15 protein-coding genes are annotated in these 16949 nt (G+C 46.7%); 2 read left to right on the top strand and 13 right to left on the bottom strand.

Annotated elements, in window-relative coordinates:
* Window positions 1-35: 35 nt before the first annotated feature.
* The 3 genes from SB724_RS11335 to degS form a co-directional block, all read right to left on the bottom strand.
* Window positions 36-884 (bottom strand): DegV family protein, encoded by an 849-nt coding sequence (locus SB724_RS11335; protein WP_265972810.1) that lies wholly within the window; start codon window positions 882-884, stop codon window positions 36-38.
* A 97-nt stretch (window positions 885-981) separates the two neighbouring features.
* Window positions 982-1671, bottom strand: a complete 690-nt coding sequence (degU, locus tag SB724_RS11330) for a two-component system response regulator DegU (protein ID WP_003219701.1) — start codon at window positions 1669-1671, stop codon at window positions 982-984.
* A 76-nt stretch (window positions 1672-1747) separates the two neighbouring features.
* On the bottom strand, window positions 1748-2911 hold the full coding sequence (gene degS, locus SB724_RS11325; RefSeq protein ID WP_007407484.1) for a two-component sensor histidine kinase DegS: 1164 nt from the start codon (window positions 2909-2911) through the stop codon (window positions 1748-1750).
* A 222-nt stretch (window positions 2912-3133) separates the two neighbouring features.
* Here degS and SB724_RS11320 point away from each other — a divergent pair, with 222 nt between their 5' ends.
* Both SB724_RS11320 and SB724_RS11315 read left to right on the top strand, forming a co-directional pair.
* Window positions 3134-3781, top strand: a complete 648-nt coding sequence (locus tag SB724_RS11320) for a YigZ family protein (RefSeq protein WP_007614107.1) — start codon at window positions 3134-3136, stop codon at window positions 3779-3781.
* Window positions 3782-3785: 4 nt separating this feature from the next.
* Window positions 3786-5006 carry an LCP family protein gene (locus SB724_RS11315; RefSeq protein WP_265972807.1) on the top strand — a complete coding sequence of 407 codons (1221 nt, stop codon included), beginning with the start codon at window positions 3786-3788 and terminating at the stop codon, window positions 5004-5006.
* Window positions 5007-5104: 98 nt separating this feature from the next.
* On the opposite strand, the gene SB724_RS11310 is transcribed toward SB724_RS11315, so the two are convergent.
* The 10 genes from SB724_RS11310 to SB724_RS11265 form a co-directional block, all read right to left on the bottom strand.
* Window positions 5105-6181 carry a glycosyltransferase family 4 protein gene (locus tag SB724_RS11310; RefSeq protein WP_003151382.1) on the bottom strand — a complete coding sequence of 359 codons (1077 nt, stop codon included), beginning with the start codon at window positions 6179-6181 and terminating at the stop codon, window positions 5105-5107.
* A 132-nt stretch (window positions 6182-6313) separates the two neighbouring features.
* The gene (gene tuaH, locus SB724_RS11305; RefSeq protein ID WP_410571156.1) at window positions 6314-7510 is read right to left on the bottom strand and encodes a teichuronic acid biosynthesis protein TuaH; all 1197 of its coding nucleotides are present in this window, start codon (window positions 7508-7510) and stop codon (window positions 6314-6316) included.
* A 19-nt stretch (window positions 7511-7529) separates the two neighbouring features.
* Complete coding sequence (gene tuaG, locus SB724_RS11300; protein ID WP_410571154.1) at window positions 7530-8288, bottom strand: teichuronic acid biosynthesis protein TuaG; 759 nt, start codon at window positions 8286-8288, stop codon at window positions 7530-7532.
* A 23-nt stretch (window positions 8289-8311) separates the two neighbouring features.
* Window positions 8312-8992, bottom strand: a complete 681-nt coding sequence (tuaF, locus tag SB724_RS11295; protein ID WP_045209028.1) for a teichuronic acid biosynthesis protein TuaF — start codon at window positions 8990-8992, stop codon at window positions 8312-8314.
* Complete coding sequence (gene tuaE, locus SB724_RS11290) at window positions 8989-10476, bottom strand: teichuronic acid biosynthesis protein TuaE (RefSeq protein WP_410571152.1); 1488 nt, start codon at window positions 10474-10476, stop codon at window positions 8989-8991. Before tuaE ends, tuaF begins: the two co-directional genes overlap by 4 nt.
* Window positions 10477-10543: 67 nt before the next feature.
* Complete coding sequence (gene tuaD, locus SB724_RS11285; protein ID WP_007614125.1) at window positions 10544-11884, bottom strand: UDP-glucose 6-dehydrogenase TuaD; 1341 nt, start codon at window positions 11882-11884, stop codon at window positions 10544-10546.
* Window positions 11885-11888: 4 nt separating this feature from the next.
* Window positions 11889-13085 (bottom strand): teichuronic acid biosynthesis protein TuaC, encoded by a 1197-nt coding sequence (tuaC, locus tag SB724_RS11280; RefSeq protein ID WP_410571150.1) that lies wholly within the window; start codon window positions 13083-13085, stop codon window positions 11889-11891.
* The gene (tuaB, locus tag SB724_RS11275; RefSeq protein ID WP_088461748.1) at window positions 13082-14530 is read right to left on the bottom strand and encodes a teichuronic acid biosynthesis protein TuaB; all 1449 of its coding nucleotides are present in this window, start codon (window positions 14528-14530) and stop codon (window positions 13082-13084) included. The genes tuaC and tuaB overlap by 4 nt, the downstream gene beginning before the upstream one ends.
* A 36-nt stretch (window positions 14531-14566) precedes the next feature.
* Window positions 14567-15226 (bottom strand): exopolysaccharide biosynthesis polyprenyl glycosylphosphotransferase, encoded by a 660-nt coding sequence (locus SB724_RS11270; protein WP_014471097.1) that lies wholly within the window; start codon window positions 15224-15226, stop codon window positions 14567-14569.
* 216 nt (window positions 15227-15442) lie between these two features.
* Window positions 15443-16933, bottom strand: a complete 1491-nt coding sequence (locus tag SB724_RS11265; RefSeq protein WP_216061923.1) for an N-acetylmuramoyl-L-alanine amidase — start codon at window positions 16931-16933, stop codon at window positions 15443-15445.
* Between the last annotated feature and the right edge of the window lie 16 nt (window positions 16934-16949).

The following is a 16949-nucleotide window of genomic DNA, read 5'->3' as shown; positions in this document are numbered from 1 at the left end:
AAAAAATCTCCGCTCTTGAAAACGGAGATTTTCACTTAGTTTTTAAAGCACCAGCCGATTCCGATGGCGCCTTCGCCCAAATGGGTTCCGATCACGGCACCGAAATAGCTGTTATAGAATTCGACATGAGGATACTTACCGCTTAACTCCTGTATAATATCCGCCGCTTCTTCTTCCCTGTTTGCATGGATGACAGCGGCCCGCATCGGGATTCCTTTACTTGCATCTTCCCCAAACAGCTCAAAAATTCTCAAAATCGCTTTTTTGCGTGTCCGAATCTTCTCAAAAGGAACAATTACCTTATTGTCAAAATGAAGAATAGGCTTTACCTTTAACAGACCGCCGATAAAAGCCTGAGCACTGCTTAGACGCCCGCCCCGCTGGAGGTGTGATAAATCGTCCACCATAAAATACGCACGGACTGTTTTTTTCATTTCTTCCAGCTCTTTTATAATCTTTTCCGGTGAGTCAACACCGTCTTTAATGAGCTGTGCTGCCTTTAATGCATAAAAACCTTGTGCCAAACAGCTGATCTCTGAATCAAAGGGATAAACTTTAATATGATCAACCATAGTGTTTGCTGAGACGGCGCTGTTATATGTTCCGCTGATTCCGCTGGACAAATGTATGCTTATGACTGCATCATATGTTTTGCCCAGTTCTTCGTACAATGCGATTAATTCACCGAAAGAAGGCTGAGACGTAGTCGGCAGCTCATCATGATTTTTTACTTCTTTATAAAAACTTCTCCAGTCGAGTTCTGTTTCTTCGCGGAATGTTTTTTCACCGAAAACCACTTGGAGAGGGATCATATGAATATGATGTTCTTCTCTCATCTCTTTCGGAATATATGCTGTACTGTCTGTTACAACTGCAATCTTCATCACTTTACCTGCCTTATTAAGTACTTAATAAGTATTTTAATAGATATGCAGCTGTAAAAAAAGACTTGCCATAACAGGCAAGTCTTCTCACACATGACTAACGCATCTCTACCCAGCCGTTTTTAATGGCCACGACAACGGCTTGTGTCCGGTCATTAACGTTCATTTTCTGCAAAATATTACTCACGTGATTTTTCACTGTTTTCTCACTGATAAACAATGATTCACCGATTCCGCGGTTGCTTTTTCCGTCTGCAAGCATTTGCAGCACTTCACATTCCCGTCTCGTTAATATATGTAATGGTCTCCGGATTTCCGGGTAAACCTCATGCTGAGGATGAGCAGAAACTCCACTTGTCGCAAGACGGCGGAATTCGTTGACAAGATTGTGGGTTACTTTCGGGTGAAGGTAAGAACCGCCCTCGGCTACCACTTTCACTGCTTCGATTAAAGTATCTGCGTCCATCTCTTTCAGGAGATAGCCTCTTGCACCTGTTTTTAAAGCATGAGTCACATAGTTTTCATCATCATGGATGGAGAGGATAATCACCTTAGATTCAGGGTACAGCTCAACAAGCTGTTTAGTAGCCTCTACACCATTTACATTCGGCATATTAATGTCCATTATGACAACATCGGGATGATAATGCTCGACGATTCGAGCCGCCTCATCTCCATCGTCACCTTCTGCTACCACTTCAAAGGTAGGTTCAAAATCCAATATTCTTTTTACACCCTCACGGAATAGTTGATGGTCGTCGATAATAACAATATTTACTTTAGTCACACGCTACGCCTCCTTATCCTATTGTTCTATATACGCCGCTGTTCGGTCAATATGTCTTTTGGCTCTATTTAACAAATTATAGGCCGAGAGATAACGGAACCTTAATCATGATAAATGTCCCAAGACCTATTTTAGAGTCTATCGTTATCGTTCCTTCAAGCAGATCTACTCTTTCTTTCATTCCCAGCAAGCCAAATGACTTGTTTTTCTTTTGTTTAGCATCCTTAATATCAAAGCCTTTTCCATTGTCCTTAATGATGAGAACGACAAAATCAGCGGTTACTTCCACTTTTACTGTAATTTCCTCTGATTCTGAATGCTTGAGTGCATTTGTGACGGCTTCCTGAGCGAGACGGAAAAGCGCCACTTCAAATTGCGGGGCAAGCCTTTGGTTCTCCGTGTCTCCGATGCACTGAAAATGTATTTTCACCTTTCCGTTGTATTCTTCAGTTGTATAAAGATATTTTCTCAGTGTCGGAATCAGCCCAAGATCGTCCAATGCCATCGGTCTTAAATCATATATAATCCTTCTGACTTCGTAAAGGGCATTCCGCACATTCTGCCGTAGATTTCTGATTTCCTGAAATCCGTCCTCCGTGCCGCGGTCGCGGAAGATCCGTTCAATTAATTCCGATCTCATCATGACATTTGCCAGCATTTGCGCGGGACCGTCATGGATTTCTCTGGAAACTCTTTTTCTTTCTTCCTCTTGGGCTTCAATGATTCTTAAACCGAAATCTTGTTTAGCCTGCGCATCGGCAAGAAGAAGCCCTACTTGGCGAAGGTCTTGATTCAGGTAATTCAGAACGACGGTTATTTGGCTGACTAATGATTCTGACCGTTCAATGATTTCCTGAAGCCCCAAAAGCCGGCGTTCTAAATCATCTCTGCGCTCCCGCAGCTGCTTTTCGCGCTGTTGGATCATCGTCAGTTCCACTTGAAGCTTGTGCGCCTTTTCATAGGCGTTGCGAATTTCTTCTTCGCTGAACTTATGGAAATTTCTGCTCACTTCAGACAAGCGGTTTCGTGCGTGCCGCGTATGAACTTCAAGTTTGTCGCCCAGCTCAATGACTTCGTACACCTGCTGTTTGATCTGTTTGAGTTCTTCAACCAGCTGCTCATATTGCTGGCGCGACTGCTCTCCGATTTGAAAAACCTCGTCCTTGCTCCCGTCCACGGTTTTCAGCATTTTCATAAGTATAGAATCCAAAACTTTGGAGTCCATCTTCGATTTATTCATCTGTCTCCCTCCGTAACGGTGTTGTTATGTATTTTTATTATAAATGTAATTGAACTGCAATTTATGTCGAATTATAATGAAAGAATGCGTATATTCTAGAAAAAAACATTTTTATATAGTATCTTACTCTTTCATGATACCAAAATATGCGCAAAAATTCTAAAGTCTGTTCGAATTTGTAGAAACAAGTCTTTTAATGCTTGTCAGGAGGGTCCAGCAATCATGCTGCACAGCTATTTAACAGTTAAAGAAACGGGTGAACATGAGATTGTGATTGAAAAATCGCGTTTTATCTGTCACCTGAGCCGTGCTGCTTCTGAAGAGGAAGCGCAGGAATTTATACAAAAGATAAAAAAACAGCACTGGAATGCGACTCATAACTGCTCAGCTTATCTGATCGGCGAAACCGACCATATACAAAAGGCGAATGATGACGGAGAACCAAGCGGCACAGCCGGCGTCCCCATGCTGGAAGTGCTGAAAAAACGCGGTCTGAAAGATACCTGCGCGGTGGTTACCCGGTATTTCGGCGGAATAAAGCTCGGTGCAGGCGGATTGATTCGTGCATATGGGAAGTCAGTGTCTGAAGGCTTAAATCATATAGGAGTTACGGAGCGGAAGCTGATGCGGATTATGCATACATCAGCGGATTATACGTGGCTCGGCAAGATAGAGAACGAACTGAGAGAATCAGTTTTTTTACTGAAAGATATCCATTATGCGGATCATGTCGAATTTGAAACTTACGTTGAAGAAAAAGACAAAGACGAGTTTATAAAATGGATGACAGAACTGACGAACGGCAAGAGTAAGAATACAGAGGGAGAACTGACGTATTTAGAAACAGACGTCAGCCCTAAAGGAGACTAATGTAATGGCTGAACGTGTAAGAGTGCGTGTTCGAAAGAAAAAGAAAAGCAAACGAAAGATCATATTCAAACGGATTTTGCTGCTGCTTACCCTCGTTTTGTTAGTCGCTGCCGGGTTTGGCGGATACAAAGTATACAAAACGATCAATGCGGCAGATAATGCATATGATGCCCTTTCCCGCGGAGACAAATCAAAACTTCGGGATAAAGTCATCGATATGAAGAAAAAACCGTTCTCCATTTTGTTTATGGGGATCGAAAATTATGCCACAAGCGGAAAAGGCGGACGATCAGACTCTCTTATTGTCGTTACCCTTGATCCGAGAAATAAAACAATGAAAATGCTGAGTATTCCGCGTGATACGCGGGTGACGCTTGCCGGCGATACAACCGGTAAAAAATCAAAAATCAATGCGGCTTTTGCTAAAGGCGGGGCGGATGAAACCGTCTCAACCGTCGAAGACTTATTAGGCATACCGATTGATAAGTATGTCACTGTCGATTTTAACGGCTTTAAGGATGTTATTGATGAAGTCGGCGGAGTCAATGTAAAAGTGCCGTTTGACTTCGACGAAATGAGTGACGTCAGTAAAAAGAAACGGATCTACTTCAAGAAAGGAAACATGCATTTGAACGGTGAGCAGGCTCTGGCTTACGCGCGGATGAGAAAGCAGGATAAGCGCGGAGACTTCGGCCGGAATGACCGCCAAAAGCAAATCCTAAATGCACTGATCGACCAAATGTCTAAAGCTGGAAATATTGCTAAAATCGATAAAATCGCTGAAACAGCAAGCAATAACGTCCAAACGAATATCCGAATCACTGAAGGACTCGCCCTTCAGCAGATTTACAACGGCTTTACCAGCAAAAAGATTGATACACTGACCATAACAGGATCAGATTTATATTTAGGCGGCGGCGGAACCGCGTCTACGGGCGGAACGTATTATTTCCAGCCCGATCCGACCAATCTCGAAAAAGTACGGCAGGAATTGCAGAAACACCTGGATTACCCGTCCGGAAGCAGCACGGCGTCCGATCCTGCTTCTGACAGCACAGGAACGGACAGTACGACTGATTCGACTTCCGGCAGCACGGGGACAGACGGCACGACTGATTCGACTTCCGGCAGCACAGGAACAAGCGGCACAACCGATTCAACCAACGGTACTGCTGGTGCAAACGGTACGGACAGCACACAGTCCGGCGGCACAACAGGCTATTAAGAGTAAACCCGATCCTTTGAGCAGGATCGGGTTTTTTTATATAATAAGAGAATAGCAGAATCCACAAAAAAGCAGACCATTCGCATGATCTGCTCTTTTTAATTTTTCTTTACCAATCTCTTGTAAAACTTGGTAAATGGTTTAAATTGTTCATTTACTAACCCTGTGACCTCTGCTATGATTTGCATAAATACAATCAATACAAAAATAATAAACAGCGAAAGCCATATGGTCGCGCTTTTCAGCAGGATGGCACTGACGCTGAAAATAAAACCGATTAAATAAATGATAATGACAGCCGTGCGGTGTGACAGCCCGAAGGCCATCAGCCGGTGGTGTATATGTGACTTATCAGGCGCTGAGATCGGCTGTTTGTTTAAAATCCGCCTGATGACGGCGAATGTCGTATCAAAAATCGGCACGCCCAAAATGATGATCGGAATGATGATACTGAATAAAGTAACACTTTTATAAAGACCTAATAATGAGAGTACTGAGATGACGTATCCGAGAAAGAGCGATCCGGTATCTCCCATAAATATCTTTGCCGGGTGAAAATTATAAAATAAAAATCCGAGTGTGCTTCCTATCACGACAAGTGAAAGTGACAGAATAAGGATTTTCCCTCCGGACAACGCCATAACGGCGATAGTGGAGAGTCCGATGACCGACAGGCCGGCAGCGAGTCCGTCCAAACCGTCAATCAGGTTCATCGCGTTCGTAATACCGACGATCCATAACACAGTCAGCGGGTAAGCGACCCATCCCAATTCTAAACGTTCCGTTAAAAACGGTACGGAGAAAAAGTCCATTTTCAGTCCCGTGCTCACAATCATAATGGCCACGGCCAGCTGGACGAAAAACTTTACCTTTGCGCTTAATTGGTATTTATCATCAAGGATTCCTAAAATAACAATAATAAACGCACCCACTGTAATGGCGGTCATTTTCGTTTCATTATATATGCCGGCCGCGAGCACACCCGCCGCTACGCCGATAAAGATGGCCAAGCCGCCCATACGGGGCATTATTTTATCATGTACTTTTCGGTTGCTGGGCTGGTCAACTGCACCTATTTTGATCGCAATTTTTTTTACGATAGGAGTTAGGATTAAAACCGTTAGCAGAGAGACAAAAAACGCAACAACTATGCGAAACATGCGTTCGTCAAGCATAAAGAAGTCTCCTTTGGAATTATATGAAGTCTTTTCTGATATTGAACCGTTCCTTCCATTATAATTCTTACTAGTTATTATAACAAGCATCATCAAAAAGAAACACGCAAATCAAAAAATGCGCTTTCCCTTTTAATGGGATTGCGCATTTTTCAATATACCCGTGCATTCGAGCATTCGGCCGAATAAAACATTCCAATCCCGTCTCCGGGCCAATTCACGGCGCAAAGCCTCGTATGATCCGCTGCGGTCCGCTGCCAGAAGCGCGTCGCAGGCCGCGATGAAATCCGCGGGGTCACTGCCTTCAACGTATTCATAGACGAAAGGCCTTTTGATTTTTGACGTAGAAGAAAGGTTGCAGCCGACAACCGGTTTCCCGGCGGCTAAAAATTCAAAAAGCTTAAGCGGAAATACCGCGTCATTATAAGGTGAATTTTTATACGGCATGATGCCGATGTCGACAAGCTGCATATAGGACGGCACTTCATTCGGCGCGGCAGGTCCCGTCCAGATGACATTCGGGCGTTCCAGAAGCGACTTGAAATCCGGATCGTCCTGAGCCGTGTTCGGGCCTACCAATAAAATCGTCCAGTCAGGCCTCACATCTGCCGTTTCCGACATAAGCGCAAAATCGAGCTTCGGTTTGATTCCGCCGATAAAACCGAGAACCGTTCCGTTCCGTCCCCGTAAAATGTCTTCATCCGGCTGTTTATTTTCCCGTGAAAACAGGTCATATTCCACTCCGTTTTCAATGGTGAACACTTTCTGGTGCGGGTTCTCCAGCCTTTTTCCGACCTCCTGGTGCAGACAGTCAGATGTACACGTAATGGAATCGGCACGCTGAATGATTCTCAATTCCGCCTGTTTAATGATGTTTCTTCTAACATTTGACAACACCCCGGACCGGCCGCTGATCGGAGCGGCCCACAGATCACTGCAATCATAAATCACTTCATCCCAAGGAAACAGATCTGCCAGAAGCGGAAAACCGGGGAAGGTGTACCATAAGCAGCAGCGGGCCCCTTCTCCTTCTTCCTTCAGCATGTTCACCAATGGTGAAAGCTTATGCCTATAGCACATGTCTGTATACCTGCCGAAGCGGAAAGCTTTTTGCTGCATGAGATCCTTTACAGTGAACTGCCGGATTCCCTCGGCGATCCCGGCCATCTGACCATCATTGGCTTGCGGAGACGGGCATACCCAAATGACGCTTTTCGTTTCTTTTTGCCGGGCGAGAAATTCAGCCAGCCGGTGCCGTCTGTATCTCAGCCGGTCATGCCCCCATTCCGCCGCTCCGACGATTACGTGAATAATCGGTTCCACCTTCATCACCCAGCTCCTCTGACGCCTACAGTCTTTTCATGACCGCGTTTTTCGCATATTGCATAAAACACCATGAAGCCTTGATAAAGTGCAGGCGCTCAATTTCTCTATAAACAAACCATGTTTTTTTTGCGGCTTTCCACTTGTTGCTTGAAATCGAATTCTGCACAAGCCTGTATTCTGAAAGGCACTCATTCAGGCCGTAAGCCGTAAATCCCCTTTTCAGCAGGGAAAGCCATGTCGCTAAATCCTGCCGCGTTCTGATATCAGGCATTTGAATCTGCCCCGTCTGCTCTCTGTCAATCATGACCGTTAAACATCCGATAATCGTGTTTTTTAAAGCTTCATCATATGACAGGCTTTCAGGGGCTTGAATCGTTTTGTCCGTCGGCGTTCCGTCCTGCTCCATGACGCTGTAGCCCGTAAATGAAAAAGCGCAGGACCGCTCTGCCATAAACGCAAGCTGTTTTTGAAGCTTTTCCTTTTTCCATCTGTCATCGCTGTCCAGAAATGCGACATAACGGCCCTTGGCATATTTAAGGGCTGTATTTCTGGCAGCCGCGGCACCCCCGTTTTTCTCTAAATAAACGACGCGGATCCGCTCATCCTTTTGTTCATATTGCCGTAAAATATCTCTCGTTCCGTCCGTTGAACAATCATCCGCAATAATCATTTCCCAATGCGGGTGGCTTTGATGTAAAACGGACTGGATCGTGTCTTCGATATATTCACTTGCGTTATAAGACGGTGTAATGACAGATACGAAAGGTTTCCAGTTTGTCATGGTCACATCTCCATCGCAGATTTTTACAAGGACTCTCTAAAAAACTCAGGAATGACAATGAACATAAATGCAACTGCAATGCCGATTAAAACGCCCAGAACCGCTTTCTTTTTCGGCGGCATGCCTTGTCCCGCCGTTTCATTCATCGGCTCTGAATTGATGATGCCGGCCGCTTTCAGGTTCAGCTGCGTATTTTTCAATTCGTATAAAAATCGTTCCTTATCCACTTTGGCGTCCGCGCTGACGGTTTCTCCTTCAAGCGCAGCAATACTCTGCCGCACTACTTTTGCCCGTTTTTCAAACAGGTCCTGGTCATTCTTCAGAAAAGTTTTTATGACGGCTTGAAACACCGATTCGGTCTCCTGTTTGTTTTGGCCGCTGTAGCTGACCGTGATCAATGAATCTGATTGTGTTTCGACAGTCAGTTTACTTTTCACGGCCGCTCTTTCTTCGTCTGTTTTATCAGGTAAAGCCTGCTTTAAAAAGGCATCGCTCGTCAAAAGGAGCGGGATTTCTTTTGTATTGTTATAAAGCGGATGATCATAATTTCCCGCGGCGATCGCGGCTTCTGATGTAAAACTGCTGTTTCCGCTGATTTTTGACGGCAATACATATCCCGCCGCCCCTAACACAACGGGCAGCGCAATGATCCAAATGATATTCTTTTTGATACGCCGGGTTATTCTTGTCAACATATCTTTCATCTCGCATCTCCCTGTTTTTCATAGTACGCCGTGACGGCAGGCTCCTTTTGTAAACGCCTCAATATATTGACCGCCGCGATCACGAGCGAGAGAAATACCCAGTGGAAAAATAAATTTGATACGGAGCTTGGGCTGATGCTGCTTACCAAAAAACCGGCCATCGCCGTGATAAGTCCTTCTGTGATCAGTCTTGACTGATTTTCCGATTTTCTTTCATGACATTTATAAAGTGTCCAAAAAAGGAACAAATAGACTGTCAGGTAACCGAGCATCGTAAGCACGCCGAAGTTCGCCATAATCTCGACGAGCCAGTTGTGCACCTCAACTACGCCGCCCGTATCATAAACGGGCTCCGCTTTTAAATAGTAAGAGACGTTTCCGGCACCCACTCCGAACCCCCAGGAATCAATCACATAGTGAAAGGCGTTCTTTAAAAGATTCGCCCTCGCGATGTTGGAAGGAAGCGGTTGCTGTCCCGGCATCGCCTGCGGAGCTGAAAACAGATTCAAGACGGCATTGGTGATACGGCCCGCAAATAAAACCGCAATCAGCGCCGCACCCACTCCCGCAGCGTACAGCGCGAGTTTTTTCAACAGGGAAGGCAGCAGGATGAAGACGTATACAGCCGCACCCGCGCATATGCCCAGCAGACTCGCGCGCGAACCGGTCAAAATGATTAAATACAAAGCGCTGATCGCAAAGAGCAGACTGACGGCCTTCACATAGCCGTTTTTCATATTTTTCACCGCCGCCGCATACAGAAAGAAACTGATGCACAAAAACGTCGCGAAATCATTTTGATTAAAGAAAACGGACGTCGGATAATGCTGTTTGTACTGCGGGCCGTTATAAAGCGTGGAGCTCGGCAGATGGTGGTGTGTAAAATGGTTGTAAAAGCCGATCACCATCACAAAGATGGTCATCACAAGCCATATGCCGTAAAAAACCATCAGCTGATCAAAGCGCTGAATGTACATGACAATGAGATAAATCAGAAACATGCCCATTCCCATTAAAGATAAATATTTAATCCCGTACGTCACAGATTTTGCCCACAATAACGATAGGAGACCGTATGTAAACCATAAGGCGAAAAACATCAGAATCCCTTTTACATTCACCCGATTCCATCTGTCAATATGATGACGGTTTGTCAGGATGCCGGCGATGTGAAGGGCGCCCGCTCCGATTAATAACAGCCGGTATATAAATAAGCTGAAAAATCCGAGATGAACCGCAAAGAAGGCCTGGTTTAAAAATGTACACGCGATCAGTATATAAATGAGCCCCATAAACATCTGACCGTTTGTTGTAAAGGCGGATAGCAAAGCAAGTCCGGCAATGCCGATCATGGCGGCAAGCAGCAGCACAGTGATTTTTCCGAAGCCGGCATCCGCCCTGACCGCCTCCAGCATGATAAATCCTCCTGTAATGAGAGCGGCAAGCAGCACAAGAACATGTGCCGCTGAACGTTTGATACTCACATGGCAAACCCCTTTCCAAAACCGGCAGCCGAGCCGGGCTGCCGAGAGCCTGAAGACAAATCTTTTTCTATCTTGCCAGTTCTTTTATTTGCCGATCGGCATGAACCGCCGGACGTCCGACGGAATGATAAGTGAATCCTGAAACCCTCATATACTCCAACGGAAACATATTTCTGCCGTCAATGATGACCGGCTGTTTGAGCAGCTGCTTCACTCTCTGAAGATCCATCTCCTTGACTTCCGGCCAATCTGTGGTAATCAGGCATGCGTCCGCGTTTTTGATGGCACTGTACAGCTCTGTGTGATATTCAATGCCGCCGTCTCCTAATATCGCTGACGCTTCGGGAATCGCGATCGGATCATACGCTTTCACGTGAGCGCCCTGCTCTTTAAGACTTGTGATGATATCAAGAGCCGGGGCGGAGCGGACGTCATTTGTGTGCGGTTTAAAGGCTAGCCCCAGTACGGCCACGGTTTTCCCTTTTAAGGGACCGATAGCGCGGTTCAATTTTTCCGTAATACGGACCCGCTGCTTCTGATTGGTTTCAATGACGGCTTCCATCATTTGAAACGGATAGCCGGCGGCGTTTGCGATATGCAATAAAGCCGTTGTATCCTTCGGAAAGCAGGATCCGCCGAATCCGATGCCCGCCTGCAGAAATTTATTCCCGATCCGGCTGTCAAGACCGACGCCTTCTGACACGTGGGAAATGTCCGCCCCGACACGTTCGCAAATATTGGCGATATCGTTAATAAAAGATATTTTGGCGGCTAAAAAAGCATTTGCGGCATACTTAATCATTTCCGCGCTTTCAAGATTGGTCTTTACGATCTTCGTACGGAACGGCTTATGAAGCTCTTCAATGACCGAAGCGGCATGTTCGCTTGTGGCGCCGATGACCGCCCGCTCCATCTGCATCGTATCCCGCACCGCCGAACCTTCGCGGAGGAATTCAGGATTTGACGCGACATCAAACGGATGTTTTCCCTTTGACGCTTCGCTGACGATTTGATAAACGAGCTTTCCCGTCCCGACCGGAACAGTGCTTTTGGTGACAATGATTTTGTATCCGTTCAGCTGTTCTCCGATTGTTTGCGCCGCTGCCTTAATGTAGGTCAGATCGGCTTCACCCGTCTTTGACATCGGCGTACCGACGGCGATATAGATGATATCAGCGGCTTTCACAGCCGGCTCAATGCCGGCCGTAAAGGATAAGCGCCCGGCACTGACATTTTTTTCGGCTAATTCCTCAAGCCCCGGTTCATATATCGGGATGACTCCGTTTTGCAAGCTTCTGATTTTCGCTTCATTGATGTCACAGCAAGTCACATGATGGCCGATTTCCGCAAAACAAGTTCCAGATACAAGACCTACATACCCTGTTCCTAATACAGCGATTTTTTTCACAGCTTCATCCCTCTTTCGAAAGGTTCTCCTCTTGCCCGGCCCGGTTCATTACGGATCGGTATTTCTCTTTCAGCGCTTTCGCGTTTTGGCTTGCGTCAAAATACGTGCGGACGGTTTGATAAAGCTCCTCGGCTGTTTGCGGCGTCCAAGCCTCTCCTTCGTCATATTGCAGAATCGATTCTGCCAGCGTCTCAGGTGAACCCGGCTTGATCAGCAACCCCCGGTGTTTTCCGAATAAAGAAGCCAATCCTCCGACATCGGTGCAGATTACCGGCACCTTCAGAGCGAGCGCCTCAATGACCACAGTCGGCATGCCTTCGCTGTAGGACGGCAGCGCCATTACATCCGAGGCCAGCAGATAGTCCTGTACCTTGTCGTTCGGCACTTGCCCCGTGACGATATGAGCGGCTTCCCGCAATGAAGATGCGGCGGGACCGTCACCGACAAAGACAGCTTCATAATTTTCATCCAATGACTGAACGGCTTTTGATAAGTCGAAAACGCCTTTCTCTTTGACAAGCCTGCCGATGAACACGATCAGTTTTTTATCCGGAGGAAGGCCGAGCCGTTTTCTGACGGCTTCTTTCGTCTCGTTCCTTTCTCGGAAGGCGTCAAGCGTGATGCCGATCGGAAGCACGCTGCACTCCGCTTCGATGAGCTTTTTCATTTGTTCCCGCAGACTGCCGCTCACAGCGTAAATATCAGCAGCTTCCCGCACCGCAAATGTAAATGCGCGATGAGCGCTTTTGCTGTAATGCGGATAGACATTGACATCACTGCCATGCAAGGTCAGCACATACGGGATGCCTAAAGCCTTTGACACAATGGCGGCCGCTCCGCCTGACGGCATGGCGAAATGCGCATGAATCAGATCGGGCTTCAGGCCTTGATTTTTAATCGCGGAAAGAACCGATAACGCCATTCTTTTATGCGGCTGCGCCCATTTCAGCTGCCCGGGAACCGCCTGATAAAACGGCCGGTGGACGGACACGCCTTTCCGCCATTCATACGCCGGCCTGATATCCTTTTGCCGATATGTCTTTTTCAGCACCCGGAATGGCGCGGCAAGTTTCGGCCGCGGACAAATGACGGTCATCTCCGCGCCAAGCTTTCTCAGTTCTTGCGCCTGTGTTTCATGAAAAACGCCTTCCCCCGGCTTCTCACTGCTCGGATAGACACTTGTCAGCCACAATACCTTCATAGCAAACGTCCTTTTCTTAATTTACTTTTCATATGCGGATAAGCTTTTCCTAACAGGAATAAATAACACAATGCGCCGCAGGCTACGGAGATCGCCAGACGCAGCTTGACATCAAGGCTGATCCGCTCCGTTCCGAAGCTGGCTGTAAAAGCGATGACACCCATTGCCGCCGTAAGCAGAAACGGTTTGGCCACGGCTTTGAAGTAAGCCGACAGCCGCAGCTTAATGACATATGCCAACAGCCAGCGCCCGATCAGGAAATTCAGGATGCTGATGAAAGCGTACGTCCAGGCTACCGTCAAGAGATTTCCGGACAGCACGGCGGCGTACAAAGATGCACCATACAGCAGCATCACCCCGGCGTCCCAATAAAACGCCAGATCGGCCCGCCCTTTTGCGAGCAGCACAGATCCGTTCGGATTCATCAGGACCCTTAAAATCCCGACGATAGCGAGAACGTTTAAAACCGGGACAGCCGCCAGCCATTTTTCTCCGAATACCGAAGCCACGAATGCATCCGACACTGAAACCAAACCGAGCAAAAGCGGAAAGGATATCAGCGCGAGTATTTTGGTCATATTGAGAAATCCTTCTCTGATAACGCTGTTTTCATGCTTGTTTTTCGCAAAGACGGGAAACGCGACTCTCGTAATGATCGGATTAATTTTTAATACCGGAAGCGTGACAATCTGGTAGGCCAGATTGTAAATGCCGAGCGCCTCGGCGCCGATAAAACTGCCGATCAGAATCATATCAATATTCGCTCCGAGCCGGTTCACAAGCCGGGAAGACAGCTGAAATGCCCCGAAAGAAAAGAAGCCTTTCATTCCTTTCAGATCAAAAACGAACGCCGGTCTCCATGTTTTTCTGCAGGACATCCAGTACAGAATGCCTTTTGACGATTGCAGCAGAACCTGGGAAATCACATAGGCGAGAATCGGGTCCGTATAAAAAACCGCAGCCGCCAAATACACGAAGGACAGCACATTTGAAAAGATTTCAATCTTGCTTAGCGTGTTAAATGCCAGCGCTTTTTGCAGCATATACTGGTATTGCTGACCGATCGGAGCGATTAAAAACATGACGGCCAGCACGCGGATTAAATAGACAAGCTCCTCCCGCCGATAAAAATCGGCGATGAGCGGACTGCTGAAAAACAGCAGCGCAAACAGCGCAAGCCCCGTTATGATATTCAGCCAGTACAAGGAAGACATCTGTTTATCAGTCACATGATCTTTTTGAATGAGCGCGGCGCCAAAACCCATATCAAGCGCAATTTGGGCAAACACCACTACCGTTGTGATCATGCCGACAAGGCCGAATTCAGCCAGTGACATGACCCGCCCGAGCAGGGCGAATTGGACGATTTGAATGACCGTAATACACGCTGTCGAAATACTTGTCCATTTGGCGCCGCTCAAGATTTGATTTGTAATACTAGGCATCGTTTTCCCTACTTTTTTGTCTGCTGACCAGAATTTTTATCGCGCCCCGTCACCGGTCCAGATCACTTTGCACGTTTTGAGCATAATCTTCAGTTCCAATGAAAAGGTCAGGTTGCGGATATAATATAAGTCAAACATCAGTTTTTCCCTCGGTGTCATGTCATATCCCCCGTTGACCTGCGCCCAGCCGCTTAATCCCGGCTTAACGGCCAGCCGCTCCGTAAACCCCGGAATCTCGGCCTGAAACTGTTCCGTAAACACGGGACGCTCGGGACGCGGGCCGATCAGGCTCATTTCTCCCCGAAGCACATTTAACAGCTGCGGCAGCTCATCAATACGGGTCCTTCTGATAAAAGCGCCGACCTTTGTCACGCGGGGATCCTTTTTCAGCGCCCAAACCGCCCCCGATTTTTCAGCATCTATTTTCATAGAGCGGAGCTTATACAAATAAAACGGCTTCCCGTCTTTGCCTACCCGCTCCTGCTTATAAAAAGCCGGGCCGGGCGACTCCAAACGAATCAGTATGGAGAACAGGCCCATCACCGGGAGCGCCGCCAAGAGCCCCGCAAGCGCAAACACAATGTCCATGAATCGCTTAAAAGCCAAATAACGGGCCGTTCTCTCCGTAACGGCAGCGGAAGTCCCCTGCCGCACTGCATAGTTATTATTTACATTCATGCTTTTCTCTGCTCCCACTGACACACACCTCACGATTTGTTGGGATGTTTGATGACCTATGCCGTGAGTTTAGCAGATGGATGTTAATTGGAAGTAAAGGAAGCGTTAATGTTTATTAGAATGTTTCGATTATTGTTTTTTTATTGTAAATCTATTCATATCCATATTTGAGACAAAGCATAATGAAAAATAAAAAACAGACCGGTATGAACCGGTCTGTTTCCATGAAAAATATTATCTGAAATAGGAGGAAACGCCTTGGGTGATCCCCGCCGCGAGTCTGTCCTTTTTCGTTGATTGTTTTAAAATGTTGGCATCAATCGGGCTTGTGACAAAACCGGTTTCTAACAAGACACTCGGCATTTTAGAATACTTAATGACGTAAAATCCGGCAGTTTTCACACTGCGGTCACGCGTGCCGAGAGCAGAAACCATTCTCGGCTGAATATTTTGGGCAAGCCTCAGACTGTTTGCGGATTGGTACGTTTTATCATAATACGTCTCCGTACCGTTTGCACTGCTGTTATCATTTGCGTTCGCATGGACGCTGATGAAAATATCGGCGTTCGCCTTCGCCCCTTTGTTCACTCTCTCCTCAAGCGAGTCAAAGGTGTCGCCCTTCCTCGACATTACAGTAAGCGCACCCGCGCCGTATAATTGATTGTTAAGACGCGTAGCGATATCAAGGTTTACATTTTTCTCAAGCAAGCCGTTTCCGGTTGCACCTGAATCCTGATAGCCATGCCCCGGATCAATAAAGACCGTTTTGCCGACAACCGGATTTTTAAGCTGCGACGCGGCATTGTTGCTTAAAGATGAAGCACTTCCTATGACGGTGAAGCTGGTGATGTTTTTACTTCCGATATACGTCCGGACGTCTTTTGACAGACTGTCTCCATTCGTCAGCAGGTGAACTCTCCCCTGTTTGGCGCTCAGCACGCCTCCGACGATGGTATCCGCCTCTTTAAAGCCATTGGTAACAAACGTATAGCCTGTGCTTAAGCCTGTCTTTTTTGCAAGATTCACAGACAGGTTATAGCGGTTTTTACCGCTGATTCTTGAAGGGTTCGGCAGTTTATTGTAAAGTGAGCTGCTGATGCTGCTTGTCCCGCCGATGACAATCGTGTTTTTAATCCCCAAGCTTTTGATCGCATTGGACGTAGAACCATTTAACGTTGAATCATTAGTGAATAAAATCGGATATTTTTTAGCGGACGCATAAGAAATCGCAGCCATTCCATCTGCATCAACAAACCCGTTGACCACAAGGGCTGTAGAAGATCTTGTCATTTCACCCGCCACTTTTGCGGCTGTGGCATATCTCGTGCTCCCTGATAATCGTTTGACACTGATGCCTAATTTAGCAATTTGATTTTCAGTATTTTTCGAAACGGCAGGTGTGCCGCCTACGATAATCACATTTTTCGTTTTTAAATCAATTAATCCCTTTTTTGTGCCGGCAGACAGCTGATCTTTATTTGTAAACAGCAGCGGCGCATTTTTTTGATATGCAAGCGGCGCAGCGGCAATTGCATCGGCATATGAAGTTCCGCCGGTGATAATGACCGTTTTCGCTTCACCCCATGATTGTTTTGCCGCCAGTACAGCCGTATCATACCGGGTGCTTCCGCCGATCCTTTTAACCGTGTTGTCAGCCAAAGCGGAAGGGACAAATAGAATGACCCCGAGAATAAAGACGGGGAGACATTTTATGATGAATTTCAATCCGATCTCCTCCACA

The sequence above is a fragment of the Bacillus sp. SIMBA_031 genome, assembly GCF_046535225.1.
GTDB classification, from domain to species: Bacteria; Bacillota; Bacilli; order Bacillales; family Bacillaceae; genus Bacillus; species Bacillus velezensis.
Note: the sequence above shows the minus strand (reverse complement) of the source record. Positions and strands in the feature narration are given on the sequence as shown.